At 66.9% G+C, this 14,085-nt stretch carries 12 protein-coding genes; 6 read left to right on the top strand and 6 right to left on the bottom strand.

Annotated elements, in window-relative coordinates; all coding sequences use genetic code 11:
- Positions 1 to 3: 3 nt before the first annotated feature.
- A complete protein-coding gene (locus tag ACFFJ7_RS09295) occupies positions 4 to 339 on the bottom strand; it encodes a hypothetical protein (RefSeq protein ID WP_377591924.1) in 336 nt (111 codons plus the stop codon).
- Positions 340 to 446: 107 nt separating this feature from the next.
- Here ACFFJ7_RS09295 and ACFFJ7_RS09290 point away from each other — a divergent pair, with 107 nt between their 5' ends.
- Positions 447 to 809, top strand: coding sequence for a helix-turn-helix domain-containing protein (locus ACFFJ7_RS09290; RefSeq protein ID WP_377591923.1), 363 nt, complete (start codon positions 447 to 449; stop codon positions 807 to 809).
- A gap of 117 nt (positions 810 to 926) precedes the next feature.
- Here ACFFJ7_RS09290 and ACFFJ7_RS09285 read toward each other — a convergent pair whose 3' ends face one another.
- Together ACFFJ7_RS09285 and ACFFJ7_RS09280 are read right to left on the bottom strand one after the other, a co-directional pair.
- The gene (locus ACFFJ7_RS09285) at positions 927 to 1,961 is read right to left on the bottom strand and encodes an aspartate-semialdehyde dehydrogenase (RefSeq protein WP_166953124.1); all 1,035 of its coding nucleotides are present in this window, start codon (positions 1,959 to 1,961) and stop codon (positions 927 to 929) included.
- A complete protein-coding gene (locus tag ACFFJ7_RS09280) occupies positions 1,924 to 2,283 on the bottom strand; it encodes a hypothetical protein (protein WP_377591922.1) in 360 nt (119 codons plus the stop codon). The genes ACFFJ7_RS09285 and ACFFJ7_RS09280 overlap by 38 nt, the downstream gene beginning before the upstream one ends.
- Before the next feature lie 130 nt (positions 2,284 to 2,413).
- Between ACFFJ7_RS09280 and ACFFJ7_RS09275 the strand changes: the two genes are divergently transcribed.
- The 3 genes from ACFFJ7_RS09275 (at position 2,414) to ACFFJ7_RS09265 (ending at position 6,430) form a co-directional block, all read left to right on the top strand.
- Positions 2,414 to 4,138, top strand: a complete 1,725-nt coding sequence (locus ACFFJ7_RS09275; protein WP_377591921.1) for a heparinase II/III family protein — start codon at positions 2,414 to 2,416, stop codon at positions 4,136 to 4,138.
- A gap of 143 nt (positions 4,139 to 4,281) precedes the next feature.
- Complete coding sequence (purH, locus tag ACFFJ7_RS09270; protein ID WP_377591920.1) at positions 4,282 to 5,874, top strand: bifunctional phosphoribosylaminoimidazolecarboxamide formyltransferase/IMP cyclohydrolase; 1,593 nt, start codon at positions 4,282 to 4,284, stop codon at positions 5,872 to 5,874.
- 70 nt (positions 5,875 to 5,944) lie between these two features.
- The gene (locus ACFFJ7_RS09265; RefSeq protein WP_166953120.1) at positions 5,945 to 6,430 is read left to right on the top strand and encodes a peroxiredoxin; all 486 of its coding nucleotides are present in this window, start codon (positions 5,945 to 5,947) and stop codon (positions 6,428 to 6,430) included.
- A gap of 68 nt (positions 6,431 to 6,498) precedes the next feature.
- Here the strand turns inward: ACFFJ7_RS09265 and rnhB are convergent, their stop codons facing one another.
- Both rnhB and ACFFJ7_RS09255 read right to left on the bottom strand, forming a co-directional pair.
- Entirely contained in the window at positions 6,499 to 7,128 is a 630-nt protein-coding gene (gene rnhB / locus ACFFJ7_RS09260) for a ribonuclease HII (RefSeq protein WP_377591919.1), read from the bottom strand.
- Positions 7,113 to 7,745, bottom strand: a complete 633-nt coding sequence (locus ACFFJ7_RS09255) for a S24 family peptidase (protein ID WP_166953116.1) — start codon at positions 7,743 to 7,745, stop codon at positions 7,113 to 7,115. The genes rnhB and ACFFJ7_RS09255 overlap by 16 nt, the downstream gene beginning before the upstream one ends.
- Before the next feature lie 256 nt (positions 7,746 to 8,001).
- Here ACFFJ7_RS09255 and ACFFJ7_RS09250 point away from each other — a divergent pair, with 256 nt between their 5' ends.
- Positions 8,002 to 9,081, top strand: coding sequence for a quinone-dependent dihydroorotate dehydrogenase (locus ACFFJ7_RS09250; protein ID WP_377591918.1), 1,080 nt, complete (start codon positions 8,002 to 8,004; stop codon positions 9,079 to 9,081).
- A gap of 12 nt (positions 9,082 to 9,093) precedes the next feature.
- Here ACFFJ7_RS09250 and pepN read toward each other — a convergent pair whose 3' ends face one another.
- Positions 9,094 to 11,733 (bottom strand): aminopeptidase N, encoded by a 2,640-nt coding sequence (pepN, locus tag ACFFJ7_RS09245; protein WP_377591917.1) that lies wholly within the window; start codon positions 11,731 to 11,733, stop codon positions 9,094 to 9,096.
- Between the two features lie 274 nt (positions 11,734 to 12,007).
- Here pepN and ACFFJ7_RS09240 point away from each other — a divergent pair, with 274 nt between their 5' ends.
- Positions 12,008 to 13,960, top strand: coding sequence for an ABCB family ABC transporter ATP-binding protein/permease (locus ACFFJ7_RS09240; RefSeq protein WP_377591916.1), 1,953 nt, complete (start codon positions 12,008 to 12,010; stop codon positions 13,958 to 13,960).
- Positions 13,961 to 14,085 lie beyond the last annotated feature (125 nt).

The following is a 14,085-nucleotide window of genomic DNA, read 5'->3' as shown; positions in this document are numbered from 1 at the left end:
CTGTTAACGGGATGCGCGGCGGGCCATGTGCGGGGCGCTTCCCGTTATGGATGTTGCGTGGGCCGATGCCGCCGGTCGGCCACGGCGCCGCAGGCTGCGGCGTATGCGCCGCCACGCGCCCTGCGCCCGCAGGTCACTGCGATACCAGGCGTCCACCTCTTTCTCGAAAGCTTCGTGTTCCGCATCCTCGCCGTGAGCCGCGAGCATCAGGTCGGCCAAGGCCTCGATCCTGCGCGCGGGGATCAGGCGCGGACAGATGGCATATTGCCAGCCGAAGACGAGCGCCACTCCCCAGATCGGCATCGTGCAGGTGATCCAGATGGCGGCTGTCCACGTCATGGTTGCTCTCCGATAGCAACAAACGAATGATATCGGCATTTTGTAGTTTTATATCGTACCATAACGCCGATGGCAAGAAATGTGTTGCTCAGGAACAGATTGTTCCTATGGAGATTTTTGGATCAAGGCTGAAGCAGAGAGCTGAACAGCTTGGCATATCAAATGCCGAGGCAGCACGTCGATGCGATCTCGACGAGCGGCGTTATGGTCATTACGTCTCCGGCCGCCGGGAACCCGACCTCGCGACGCTGATGCGGATCGCCCACACGCTCGGCACCACGCCGAACTGGCTTCTCGGGCTCTCGCCCGAAGGCGAGGCCGCCACGCCCCGCTCCAGCTCCATAGACCGTCTCGTTTCCGTTGCCCGGGCCATTCCCGAGCGCGAGCTTTCGCTGCTCGTCGCGCTGGCGGAAACCATGGCGCGCCACACCCGCGAAACGCACGGCAACCCGGACGCCGAAGATCCATAAAAAAATGCGCCGTCGCGGGGACGGCGCATTTGCCCAGGCCATTTCTTTGTTTTCACACCGGGCGCAAAAGCAGTATCCGCCTTTGCTGAAACTGCTTTATCCGGCTGGCGGAAGGGATCAGGCCGCCTGCTGGCGCGGGCTGATGAGCTTGCGGTTGATCAGAACTTCCGCGATCTGCACCGCGTTCAGCGCCGCGCCCTTGCGCAGGTTGTCCGCCACGACCCAGAAGGCAAGGCCGTTCTCGACAGTGGCGTCCTCGCGGATGCGCGAGATATAGGTCGGATCCTCGCCGGCCGCCTCGTGAGGCGTGATGTAGCCGCCGTTCTCGCGCTTGTCGATGACGAGGCAACCCGGCGCCTGACGCAGGATTTCACGCGCCTCGTCCGCCGTGATCGGCTTCTCGAACTCCACGTTCACGGCTTCCGAATGCGAGATGAACACCGGCACGCGCACGGCGGTGGCGGTGAGCTTGATGGCGGGGTCGAGAATCTTCTTCGTCTCGGCCATCATCTTCCACTCTTCCTTCGTGTAGCCGTCTTCCATGAACACGTCGATGTGGGGAATGACGTTGAAGGCGATGCGCTTGGTGAACTTGCCGGGCTTGACCTCGCCGGTCGTGAAGACGGCGCGCGTCTGCGAGAACAGCTCGTCCATCGCATCCTTGCCCGCGCCCGAAACCGACTGATAGGTGGAGACGACGACGCGCCGGATGGTCGCCGCGTCATGCAGCGGCTTCAGCGCGACAACGAGCTGGGCGGTGGAGCAATTGGGGTTGGCGATGATGTTCTTCTTCGAGAAGCCGACGATCGCATCCGCATTTACCTCGGGCACGATCAGCGGCACGTCGCTGTCGTAACGCCAGGCGGAGGAGTTATCGATGACGACCGCGCCCTGCGCGCCGATCTTCAGCGCCCACTCGCGCGAGACGTCGCCGCCGGCGGACATCAGGCAGATATCGGTATCGGAGAAATCGTAGGTGGCAAGGTCCTTGGCCTTCAACGTCTTGTCGCCGAAGGAAACTTCCTGTCCCATGCTGCGGCGCGAGGCGAGGGCCACGACCTCGCTCACCGGGAACGCGCGCTCGGCCAGAATGTCGAGGATTTCACGGCCCACATTACCGGTGGCGCCAACCACGGCGATCTTGAAGCCCATTGTACGATATCTCCTGTTCAACCTCTCCCGGGGAACCGATGCCGCCTTCGGCATCACCTCTCTCGTGCCTGGGGGAGAGAGGTCCGGGAACGAGGGCGGAGGTCAGCGTGTCGTCGACGTAATCGTCGTGACAACAAAGATGGTTTTCGTTTTTTTCGTAATAACGAGAGCCATCACCGACTGTCCGCCACTTGCGTTGTGTTGAAGCACGCCCATGAAGCGACCGGAACTTCGCTTCAAGCTGGCTATCTCCACCACCGGCCACGTCATTTGTCAAGCCGATTTTTCCAGCCCGCCGCCCGTTCAGGAACGAGCGCGTCATATATGACCACCATGGGGCCACAGATACGGTTCAATTAACTTTTTCGCTTTATCAAAGGCCCTCGGCGTATCATTTAGGGCGCGTTCGGCCCGCATTGCGAGTCGGGGCGCGGAAAGGACTGTCGGACGTCGTGGGGGTAGACCAGCACCGGTTGCGGCTCTATCAGCTCGCCCTCGCCAAGGCGGGGCGGCTGGCGCTCGGCACTGTCCTGCGAACTTTCGAGACGCTGGATGCGCTGCGCCGCCGCGCGCCCGAGCGGGTCGTGATAGCGCCGCAGGACCTGCGCACGGCCGATCCCACGGAAGCCTCCGACATTTATGCCGGCCATTTCTCGCTCGCCGGGCAGAGCATCGACTGCCGCGGGCGTTCGCCCTTCGAGGTCGAGCCGCCGTCCGAAGCCTGGGCGGAGGCGCTGGCGGGCTTCACCTGGCTGCGGCACCTCGGGGCGGCGGATTCTGCACTCGCGCGCGCCAACGCCCGCGCACTCGTCGACGATTTCCTCGCGGCGCGGCTGGACCGGCGGGGCATCGCCACCCGGCCAGCCGTCGTCGCGCGGCGCCTGCTCGTCTTCCTGAGCCAGTCGCCGCTGGTGCTGGACGGCGCCGACCATGCCTTCTACCGCCGCTTCATGCGCGCGCTGGCGCGCGGCGTGCGCCAGCTCTCGGGCAGCGTCTGCGGCGCGCTGCAGGGCGAGAAGAAGCTGCTGGCGCTGATCGCGCTCGCCATGGCCGGGTTGTGCCTCGACAATCTCGGCCGCCTGCAGCGCAACGCCAGCCGCAAGCTGGGGGAGGAACTGGCGCGCCAGATCCTGCCGGACGGCGGCCACATCAGCCGCAACCCGCGCGTACTCGTCACCCTGCTGACGGAACTGCTGCCGCTGCGGCAGGTCTATGCGGCGCGCGGGGTTTCGCCGCCGCCGCAGATGCTGGGCGCCATCGACCGCATGATGCCGATGCTGCGCATGTTCCGCCATGGCGAGGGATCGCTGGCCCTGTTCAACGGCATGGGCCGCACGCAGGTCGACCTCATCGCGACGCTGCTGGCCTACGACGACACGCGCTCGCGCGCCATCCAGCACGCGCCCCATTCCGGCTATGAGCGGCTGGAGGCGGAGGACCTCGTGCTGATCGCGGATGTCGGCGCGCCGCCGCCGCCCGCCTGCTCGACGGAGGCGCACGCGGGCTGCCTCTCCTTCGAGCTGAGCGTGGGGCGCTCGCGCCTCATCGTCAACTGCGGCGCGCCGCGCCACGGCAGCCTGTTTCCGCTTTTCGCAGCGCGCTCCACCGCCGCGCATTCCACGGTGACCGTGGGCGACACGTCGTCCTGCCTGTTCGCGGGGGCGGGGAGCGGCGCGTCGCTCGCGGCGCGCCTCGAACGCTGGCTGGGCCGCTGGCTCGGCACGCCCATCCTGGGCGGCATCGAAAATATCGAGGTCAACCGCGGCGCGGCGTCCTCCGGCACCCAGACGCTGGGCGCCGCGCATGACGGCTACAGCGCGCGCTTCGGCCTCGTCCACCAGCGGCGCTGGCGGCTGGACGGCGCGCGCGGCACGCTGGACGGCGAGGATGCGTTCATCGCCGCCGACCCGATGCCGGAAGCGGCCGCCGCGACAGTGCGCTTTCACCTGCACCCGCTCGTGCGCACCAGCCGCTCGCACGACGGCCATTCCGTGCTGATGCTGCTGCCGGACGGGCAGGGCTGGTCCTTCGAGGCCGAACACGGCACGCTCTCCATCGAGGAAAGCGTGTTCCTCTCGGCTGTCGACGGCGCCCGGCGCGGAGAGCAGATCGTCGTCACCGTCGACCCCGCCGAAGTGACGCTGCTGCGCTGGCGCTTCTCGCGGCTGGAAGTGTAACGGCGCGCCCGCGTGGCCGCATTGCGGCATTTTTCCGTTCCGCCAGCGGGAAAAATGGGTTAGAGCCACGTCGTGGAGCGAATTCTCCGCCCGGCCGGATGTTCTTGTCGGAATACGCCTTTTCCTTGAGCTGGACCTGTCCCATGCCCCATGATCGCAAAATCATCACGCGCGCCCTTCTGTCCGTCTCGGACAAGTCGGGCCTCATCGGCTTCGCCAGCGCGCTGGCGCAGCGCGGCATCGCGCTGATCTCGACGGGCGGCACGCACAAGGCGCTCGTGGAGGCAGGCCTCGCGGCGAAGGACGTGGCGGAGGTCACGCAGTTTCCCGAGATGATGGACGGGCGCGTCAAGACGCTGCATCCGGCTATCCACGGCGGCATCCTCGCCGTGCGCGGCAACCCCGAGCATCAGGCGGCCATGCTGGCGCACGGCATTTCGACCATCGACCTCGTGGTGGTGAACCTCTATCCCTTCGAGGAGACGGTGGCGCGCGGCGGCTCGTTCGACGACTGCATCGAGAACATCGATATCGGCGGCCCGGCCATGATTCGCGCCGCAGCCAAGAATCACGCGGACGTAGCGGTCATCGTCGATCCCGCCGACTACGAGGCCCTGCTTGCGGAACTCGCCGCCAACGGTGGCGCCACCACGCTGCCCCTGCGCCGGCGGCTGGCACAGAAGGCCTATGCGCGCACCGCCGCCTACGACGCGGCGGTGTCGAACTGGTTCGCCGGCATCGAGGGGATCGGCACGCCCGACTTCCGCGCCATCGGTGGCCGGCGCGCGCTCGACCTGCGCTATGGCGAGAACCCGCACCAGCAGGCGGCCTTCTACGCCACGCCCGAGCAGCGGCCCGGCGTCTCCACCGCGCGCCAGCTGCAGGGCAAGCAGCTGTCCTTCAACAACATCAACGATACGGACGCCGCCTATGAAGCGGTGGCGGAGTTCGATCCGCAGCGCACGGCGGCCGTGGTCATCGTGAAGCACGCCAACCCCTGCGGCGTCGCCGAGGGAGGCTCCCTCGGCGAGGCGTACGAAAAGGCGCTGCGTTGCGATTCCGTCTCCGCCTTCGGCGGCGTGGTGGCGCTGAACCGCACGCTCGACGCCGAGGCCGCGCAACGCATCGTCTCGATCTTCACGGAAGTGATCATCGCCCCCGACGCGACGGAGGAGGCCATCGCCATCGTCGCCGGGAAGAAGAACCTGCGGCTGCTGCTCGCCGGAGGCCTGCCCGATCCGCGCGGCGGCGGGCTTGCCGTGCGCACCGTCGCCGGCGGCTTCCTGGCGCAGACACGCGACAACGCCGTGGTCGACGACATGGATCTGCGCGTCGTGACGCGGCGCGTGCCCACCGAGGCGGAACTCGCCGACCTGCGTTTCGCCTTCCGCGTCGCCAAGCACGTGAAATCGAACGCGATCGTCTATGCGCGGGACGGCGCGACGGTGGGCATCGGCGCCGGCCAGATGAGCCGGGTCGATTCGTCGCGCATCGCCGCATGGAAGGCGCAGGAGGCGGCGACCGCCGCAGGCGCGACGGAGAGCTTCGCGAAGGGTTCCGTCGTGGCGTCGGATGCGTTCTTCCCCTTCGCCGACGGATTGCTTGCGGCGGCGGAGGCGGGCGCGACGGCTGTGATCCAGCCCGGCGGCTCCATCCGCGACGACGAGGTGATTCGCGCCGCCGACGATGCCGGCCTGGCGATGGTGTTCACGGGGCATCGGCATTTCCGCCATTGAATTGTGGCGAAATCGGGTGATATGGTCCCGACAGTCCAGCCACAGGTTCACATCATTCAGGGATGAAGCCATGACCATCGCCGTCGGGGAACGTTTGCCGCAAATCACCTTCCGCGTCCTGACCAGCGAAGGGCCCACGCCTCGCACCACCGATGACATCTTCAAGGGCAGGCGGGTCGTGCTCGTGGGCGTGCCCGGCGCCTTCACGCCCACCTGCCACCGCAACCACGCGCCCGGCTTCATCGCCAATCTCGATGCTTTCAAGGAGAAGGGCATAGACGCCGTGCTCATCACCAGCACGAACGATGCATTCGTGCTGGATGCATGGGCGAAGGCGCTGGGCGCGGACGGGCAAATCGAGTTCCTGTCCGACGGCAACGCCGATTTCGCCCGCGCCACGGGCCTGCTGTTCGACGGCTCCGGCTTCGGGCTGGGGCCGCGCTCGCAGCGCTACGCCATGGTGGTGAACGACGGCGTCGTCGAGGTGCTCAACGTGGAAGAGGCGGCCGGCCAGGTGCAGGTGACGAGCGCCGAACATCTTCTGGAAAGCCTGTAATCGTAGTGAAGCGGCGGGCGCGGCTCAGTTCACGCTCGCCGCTGTGACGCCAGTCTTGCCGGCGCTTCTCAAGTGCCGCGCAGCGGTGCGAAGCTGAAGCGGTGGAACGGGCAGGGGCCGTGCGTGGCCAGCGCCCGTTTATGGGCCGGCGTCGGATAGCCGACATGCCCGGCAAAGCCGTAGGCGGGATAGACCGTGCCGAGCTGGCGCATCATCCCGTCCCGCGTCTCCTTCGCCACGATGGAGGCGGCGGCGATCGACGCGATGCGCGTATCCCCCTTGATGATCGTCTCCACCCGGCAGGGAAGCGGCGGCGGGTCGTTGCCATCCACCAGCGCGACCATGTGCTCCGGCGCGGGGAAGAGGGGCAGGGCGGCGAAGGCGCGCGCCATGGCCGTCAGCGTGGCCTGGCGGATATTGATGCGGTCGATCTCGGCGGCCGGCACGCAGGCGATACCGACATGGGCTGTGGCGAGGATCTGCGCGAACAATTGTCCACGCCGACGCCCGTCGATCTGCTTGGAGTCGGCAAGTCCCTCGGGCACGCAGGAAGGATCGAGCACGACGGCGGCGGCGACCACGGGGCCGGCGATCGGCCCGCGCCCCACCTCGTCAATGCCGACGACGGGGCCGAACCCCTGCGCGAGCAGGGCGGACTCCATATCGAAGGTCGCTGCGACCTTCACTGGCTGGCCCATATGACACGGGCGATCCAGGCGATGTCCGATTCGGCGAGGACGCGGTCCTCGTGCTCCGGATTGAACGACCTCAGCTCGACAGTCCTGGCGGTGCGGCGCTTCAACTCCTTCGCCATGACCTCGCCCTGCGCGGTGCGCACCACGACGCGGTCGCCCCGGCGGACGCTGGCGGTGGGCGAGACGATGATGACGTCGCCGTCCCGGTAGATGGGCAGCATCGAATCGCCCGATATTTCGAGCGCGAACACCTTGTCCTCGCCCATGTCCGGAAAGGCGACCTCATCCCAGCTCCCGCCGACGGGAAAACCGCCGTCGTCGAAGAAGCCGCCCTTGCCGGCCTGGGCAAAGCCGATCAGCGGCAGGTTCCGCGTCGACGTATACCGGCCGTGACGCGAAACGAGAGCCATGAACTCATCGAGCGACGCACCCGTCGCATCGAGCACCTTGGCGATGGATTCGGTCGACGGCCAGCGCGGACGACCGTCCGCCGCCGTGCGTTTCGACCGGTTGAAGGCCGTCGGATCGAGCCCCGCCTTGCGCGCCAGCCCGGATGGCGACAGGCCGCGCTGCGCCGCGAAGGCGTCGAGAGCCGACCAGATCTGGTCATGAGACAGCATGATCGAAAGCCATGTTGAGGATACGGCGGGTTCGCCGGACGCCTTGTATATAATCAGAAAGCAATCTAGGACTCAATTCTTATCATGGGATATATTTCATTCCAACAAAGGCAACAGTGCATTTCCTGTACAGAATTTGCCACATCGGCGCCCGTTAGCTCCACACCACTGCGGGCGTGGCGCGCGGCGGCTTGTTTTCGCCGCGGCGGGGGATCATACAGCCAGCGTGACAAGCCTACGGAAAGAGGAGATCGCGATGCGGAGTATCGAGCGGCTGATTCGGCCACTCCTGTTTGCGCTGGACCCGGAGACCGCGCACCGGTTGACCATTCGCACGCTTGCCGCGACGCGCCTGCCTCCGTCCGCGCCCGACGACGCCTCGCTGCATGTCGAGGCCTTCGGAATGAAGTTCCCCAATCCGGTGGGGCTCGCCGCCGGCTTCGACAAGAACGCCGAAGCGCCCGACGCCATTCTCTCCCTGGGCTTCGGTTTCGCGGAAGTGGGCACGCTGACGCCGCGGCCGCAACCCGGCAATCCGCGCCCACGCATCTTCCGGCTGGTGCGTGACGAAGCCGTCATCAACCGCTTCGGTTTCAACAACGAAGGCCATGCGGCGGCGCTGGCACGGCTTACGGCACGGGCGGGGCGGCCGGGAATCGTCGGCGTCAATGTGGGCGCGAACAAGGATTCCGTCGACCGTGCCGCCGACTATGTCGCGGGCATCCGGACGTTTTCCGCCCTCGCCAGCTATTTCACGCTGAACGTTTCCTCGCCCAACACGCCGGGCCTGCGCGATCTCCAGCAGGAGGCCGCGCTCGACGACCTCATCGCCCGCGCCGTCGCCGCGCGCGATGAGGCAACCGGGCAGCATCCGCGTCGGCCGCTGCTGCTCAAAATCGCGCCCGACATCTCGCTGGACGAACTCGACGCCATCGTCGCCGTGGGGCGCAGGCGCGGCATCGATGGCCTGATCGTCTCGAACACCACGGTCTCGCGCCCGAAGCTCATCGACACGCGCTATGCGGGGGAGACGGGCGGGCTTTCCGGCCGGCCGCTGTTTCCGCTGTCGACATGGGTGCTGGCACAGGCGTTCATCCGGGTGGAAGGCGCCTTTCCCATCGTCGGCGTGGGCGGCATCGATTCGCCGGAAGCGGCGTGGCGCAAGATTCGCGCCGGCGCGAGCCTGCTGCAGCTTTATTCGGCGATGGTCTACAAAGGGCCCAGCCTCATCCGGGACATCAAGCAGGGCCTGCTCGCCACGCTGGGGCGCGAGAACACGACACTCGCGCAGGCCGTCGGCAAGGACGCCGCCGCCGTTGCAGCGACATCCCCCTGACGTATCGCCGCATCACGCGAGCGAGCGGGTCACGATGTCCGCCACGTCCTGCGACAGTGGCGTGGCGGCGGCAATGCGCCGCAGCGCCGCTTCCGCATGGGCGCGCCGGCCCGGCTCCAGCGTCTTCCACGTGCGGAAAGCCGTGGAAAGGCGCGAGGCGACCTGCGGATTCGCGGGATCGAGCTGCAGGATGACATCGGCCACGAAGGCAAAGCCGGCGCCGTCCGCCCGCGCGAACTGGGTGAGGTTCGCCATGGCGAAGCTGCCGATGAGCGCGCGTGTGCGATTCGGGTTCGACAGGGAAAAGGCCGGGTGCGACAGCAGGCGCTTCACGCGCTCCAGCGTGCCGGCTTCCGGGATGGATGCCTGCAGGGCGAACCACTTGTCGAGCACGAGCGGGTCGTCGCGGTAGCGGTCGTAGAACGCCTGCAGGGCCGCCTCGCGCGCCTCACCCGCCACGAGGCTAAGCACGGAGAGGGCGCCGAGCCGGTCCGTCATGTTGGTGGCGGCGTCGAACTGCGCCCGCGCCAGTGCTTCGCCGCGCGCCGCGTCGCCTGCCGTCAGCAGGCCCAGCACGCCGTTGCGCAGGGCCCGCTTGCCGGCCTGCGCGGCATCGGGGCTGTAGGGCGCGTCGATGGCGAGTTCGCCGTAGAGGTGTGCGAGCTTGCCGGCGAGGGCTTGTCCCAGCGTCTCGCGCACGGCCTTGCGGGCGGTGAAGATGGCCTCGGGGTCGATGTTCTCGCCGATCTCGCGTGCGATATCCGCCTCGCCCGGCAGCGACAGCACCTGCGCGGCGAAAGCGGGGTCGCGCAGGGCGCGTGCATCGAGGAAGTGGCCCAGCGCCTGCGCGAGGCCCACCGGCACCTGCACGGTGCCGCCTGCGTGCAATGCATCCACGGCGCGGACGATGATGCGGGTCGCCACCGTCTGTGCCGCCTGCCACTGGTTGAAGGCGTCCGTATCGTGGGCGAACAGCACCAGCAGGTCGTCGTCGGTCAGGTCGAGGTCGAGAATCGCCGGCGCCGAGAAGCCGCGCAGCAGCGACGGCACCGGCCGCTCCACCACATCGGTGAAGATGACGGTGCGCTCGGCGCCGTCGAGCACCAGCACGCCGCCGTCGGTCGCGCCATCCGCCGTCGTGAGCGGCAGCTCCCGCCCGCTTTCGCCGATGAGGCCGAGCGCGACCGGGATGACCATCGGCCGCTTCTCCGGCTGGTCCGGCGTCGGCAACGTCGTCTGCGCCAGTGTCAACGTGTAGGTTTTCGCGCCCGCGTCGTAGCGTCCGCGCGCGGAGAGGCGGGGCGTGCCGGCCTGCTCGTACCACTGCGAGAACGCGGAAAGATCGCGCCCGCTCGCCTCGGCGAAGCAGGCGATGAACTCCTCGATAGTGGCGGCGGTGCCGTCGTGACGCTCGAAATAGAGGTCCATGCCCCGGCGGAAATGCTGGCCGCCGACGAGGGTTTTCAGGACGCGGATCAGTTCGGCGCCCTTCTCATAGACGGTGGCGGTGTAGAAGTTGTTGATTTCCTTGTAGGCGCGCGGGCGTACGGGATGGGCGAGCGGCCCGGCGTCCTCCGGGAACTGCGCCGAACGCAGCACGCGCACATCCGCGATGCGCTTCACGGGGCGCGAGCGGGCGTCGGACGAGAACTCCTGATCCCGGAAGACAGTCAGCCCCTCCTTGAGGCAGAGCTGGAACCAGTCGCGGCAGGTGATGCGGTTGCCTGTCCAGTTGTGGAAGTACTCGTGCGCGATCACGGCCTCGATATTGGCGTAGTCGCTGTCGGTGGCGGTATCCGCGCTCGCCAGCACGTACTTGTCGTTGAAGATGTTGAGGCCCTTGTTCTCCATCGCGCCCATGTTGAAGGCCGACACGGCGACGATATTGAACACGTCGAGATCGTATTCGCGGCCAAAGACCTCCTCGTCCCAGCGCATGGCGCGCTGCAGGGCGTCGAGCGCGTAGCGGGCGCGCTCGCGCTTGCCACGTTCCACGTAGACCGCGACCTTCACCTTGCGCCCGCTCGCGGTCGTGAACACGTCCTCGACATGATCGAGATCGCCGCCGACGATGGCGAAGAGATACGAGGGCTTCGGAAAAGGATCGTGCCAGACGGCGAAGTGGCGCCCCTCCGCGAGCGCGCCCGCCTCGGCCGGATTGCCGTTGCCGAGCAGCAGCGGCGTATCGGTATCCGCCTCGATTCGGGTCGTGTAGACGGACAGCACGTCCGGCCGGTCGAGGAAATAAGTGATGCGGCGGAAGCCATCCGCCTCGCACTGCGTGCAATAGGTGCCGTTGGAGCGGTAGAGACCCATCAGCTTCGTGTTGGCGGTGGGGTTGACGCAGGTCTCGATGGTGAGCGTGAACGGCTGCTGCGGCGGCCGGTGCAGCACAAACTTCTCCGGTGATGCCGTGTAGGCGTCGGCGGCGAGGGGCGAGCCGTCGAGCGCGGCCGATACGAAGACGAGTTCGTCACCGTCGAGCGCGAGCGACGCACCGGCGTGGCCGGCCGGGTTGGGGCGCAACGCAAGCGTCGCCGTGACGCGCGTCTCGGTCGGATGCAGGCCGATGGCGAGAGACACCGTATCGATCAGATAATCGGTCGGCTGATAATCCTCGAGGCGGATGACAGGGGCATTGTCGGCGCGCATCTGTTCGGAACTCCACAGCTCATGGCCAGCGATTCTGGCCAGCGACTCTGGCCGGATTTCGGCGGGGATATGTTTTCACTCTGTTCTTATGCGCCATTGTGCCCCGCCGCAACCCGTTTGCAACGCCGCTGAGGGATGGCTGCCATTCGCAGCCCAAGGGGTGTCGCGCGGCGAATAAAACACTATATGGGCTGTAAATTGAGGCGCAGGCCGCCTCCATGCCCGTGCCGCTCGTCTGCACATCGGCGAATCCACAGAGCTGGGAACGAAAGCAATGTCCGATCAAAACAGCGGGCCCGCTGAAAACGCAGGCGCCGTGGGGGCCGGTGCCGGACCGACGGCTGCCGGCAAGCAGGGCTTCAGGCAGACGCTGCAGGGCCTGTGGCCATATCTGTGGCCGCACGACCGCGCCGATCTGCGCCAGCGTATCTATTTCGGTTTCCTGCTGCTGCTGGCGGCAAAGATCGTCACGGTCGCAATGCCCTACAGCTTCAAGTGGGCGGTGGATGCGCTGACAGGCGAAACCGGAGGCACCCCTACGGCGACGCTTCTCGCGGGGGCCATATTCCTGACGCTTCTCTACGGCGCCATGCGCATTGTCATGGCGCTGCTGACGCAATGGCGCGACGGCCTGTTCGCCTCGGTCGCCATGAATGCCGTCCGCCGGCTGGCGCTGGAAACCTTCCGGCACATGCACGCGCTGTCGCTGCGCTTCCATCTGGAGCGCAAAACGGGCGGGCTGACGCGCGTGCTCGAACGCGGACGCACGGGCATCGAGGAACTGGTGCGCATGGCCGTCCTCAACCTGCTGCCGACGGTGCTGGAGTTCGTGCTCGTTCTCGGCGTGCTGTGGTGGCAGTTCGACTGGCGATTCGCGGCGGTGGTGTTCGTGATGGTCGCGGCCTATCTCGTCTTCACCTACAGGGTGACGGAGTGGCGCATCGACATCCGCCGCCGCATGAACGAATCGGATAACGACGCCAATACGAAGGCCATCGACTCCCTCCTCAACTACGAAACCGTGAAGTACTTCGGCGCGGAGCGGCGCGAGGCCGAGCGCTACGACGTGTCGCTTGCCCGCTACGAAGGCGCGAGCGTGGATACCTATGTCTCGCTCGCCTATCTCAACGGCGGGCAGGCGGTCATCTTCTCCCTGGGCCTCGCCGCGGTGATGGTGATGACCGTCTACGACGTGCGCGCCGGCACGGCGACGGTGGGCGACTTCGTCATGGTCAACGCCATGCTGATGCAGCTCTACCTGCCGCTGAACTTCATGGGCATGCTCTACCGCGAAATCAGGCAGGCGCTCATCGATATCGGCGAAATGTTCACCATCCTCTCGCGCGATCCCGAGGTGAGGGACAGACCCGACGCGCCGCCGCTAGACGCCGAGGCGGGCGAGCTGCGCTTCGAGGACGTACGCTTCGCCTACACGCCCGAGCGCCCCATCCTGCGCGGCGTGAGCTTCACGGTGCCGGCCGGGAACACCGTGGCGGTAGTCGGGCCTTCGGGCGCGGGCAAGTCGACGCTGTCGCGGCTCATCTTCCGCTTCTACGAACCGCAGTCCGGGCGCATCCTCATCGACGGGCAGGATATCGCCGCCGTGCGGCAGGAAAGCCTGCGCGAAGCAGTCGGCATGGTGCCGCAGGACACCGTGCTCTTCAACGACACCATCGGCTACAACATCCGCTACGGACGTCCCGACGCCTCGGACGCCGAGGTGGCGGAGGCCGCGCGGCTCGCACAGATCGACAATTTCATCCGCTCCCTGCCGCAGGGCTACGACACGCAGGTGGGCGAGCGCGGCCTCAAGCTCTCCGGCGGCGAGAAGCAGCGCGTGGCGATCGCCCGCACGATCCTGAAGTCGCCGCGCATTCTGGTGCTCGACGAGGCGACCTCCGCCCTCGACAGCTTTACGGAACGCGAGATCCAGCAGGCGCTCGACAAGATCTCGGAAGACCGCACCACGTTGGTCATCGCGCACCGCCTGTCCACCATCGTCAACGCGGACGAGATTCTGGTGCTCGACAAGGGCGAGATCGTGGAGCGGGGAGCGCACGCGCAACTGCTGGCGCGCGGGGGCGTCTATGCCGCCCTGTGGAACCGCCAGCGCCAGGTCGACGCCGCCCGCGCGACGCTCGCCCGCAACGCGGAGGCCAACGCGGGATCACTGCCGCAAAAGGTGGGCGAGGGGCTGGAACAGGAGAAACTGGCCGAGACGGTGTAGGCGATTTGTGCTATAGCACACAACAGTTGCCGCAGGGTCTAGACGCGCTTAGACATCGGGCAGGCTTGCATTGGCTCGCCGATACTTCGTCTGTTCCGGTTTTTGCCCGCGCGTGTCTGCGCTTT

It is taken from the genome of Pseudochelatococcus lubricantis (genome assembly GCF_042432495.1).
Classification (GTDB): domain Bacteria; phylum Pseudomonadota; class Alphaproteobacteria; order Rhizobiales; family Beijerinckiaceae; genus Pseudochelatococcus; species Pseudochelatococcus lubricantis.
This window is presented reverse-complemented; position numbering and strand designations above follow the sequence as displayed.

Bases quoted from the DNA above. Each gene is read 5' to 3' on its own strand.
- ACFFJ7_RS09295 (WP_377591924.1), bottom strand. From the start codon at position 339: ATGACGTGGACAGCCGCCATCTGGATCACCTGCACGATGCCGATCTGG.
- ACFFJ7_RS09290 (WP_377591923.1), top strand. From the start codon at position 447: ATGGAGATTTTTGGATCAAGGCTGAAGCAGAGAGCTGAACAGCTTGGC.
- ACFFJ7_RS09285 (WP_166953124.1), bottom strand. From the start codon at position 1,961: ATGGGCTTCAAGATCGCCGTGGTTGGCGCCACCGGTAATGTGGGCCGT.
- ACFFJ7_RS09280 (WP_377591922.1), bottom strand. From the start codon at position 2,283: ATGACGCGCTCGTTCCTGAACGGGCGGCGGGCTGGAAAAATCGGCTTG.
- purH (WP_377591920.1), top strand. From the start codon at position 4,282: ATGCCCCATGATCGCAAAATCATCACGCGCGCCCTTCTGTCCGTCTCG.
- ACFFJ7_RS09265 (WP_166953120.1), top strand. From the start codon at position 5,945: ATGACCATCGCCGTCGGGGAACGTTTGCCGCAAATCACCTTCCGCGTC.
- rnhB (WP_377591919.1), bottom strand. From the start codon at position 7,128: ATGGGCCAGCCAGTGAAGGTCGCAGCGACCTTCGATATGGAGTCCGCC.
- ACFFJ7_RS09255 (WP_166953116.1), bottom strand. From the start codon at position 7,745: ATGCTGTCTCATGACCAGATCTGGTCGGCTCTCGACGCCTTCGCGGCG.
- ACFFJ7_RS09250 (WP_377591918.1), top strand. From the start codon at position 8,002: ATGCGGAGTATCGAGCGGCTGATTCGGCCACTCCTGTTTGCGCTGGAC.
- pepN (WP_377591917.1), bottom strand. From the start codon at position 11,733: ATGCGCGCCGACAATGCCCCTGTCATCCGCCTCGAGGATTATCAGCCG.
- ACFFJ7_RS09240 (WP_377591916.1), top strand. From the start codon at position 12,008: ATGTCCGATCAAAACAGCGGGCCCGCTGAAAACGCAGGCGCCGTGGGG.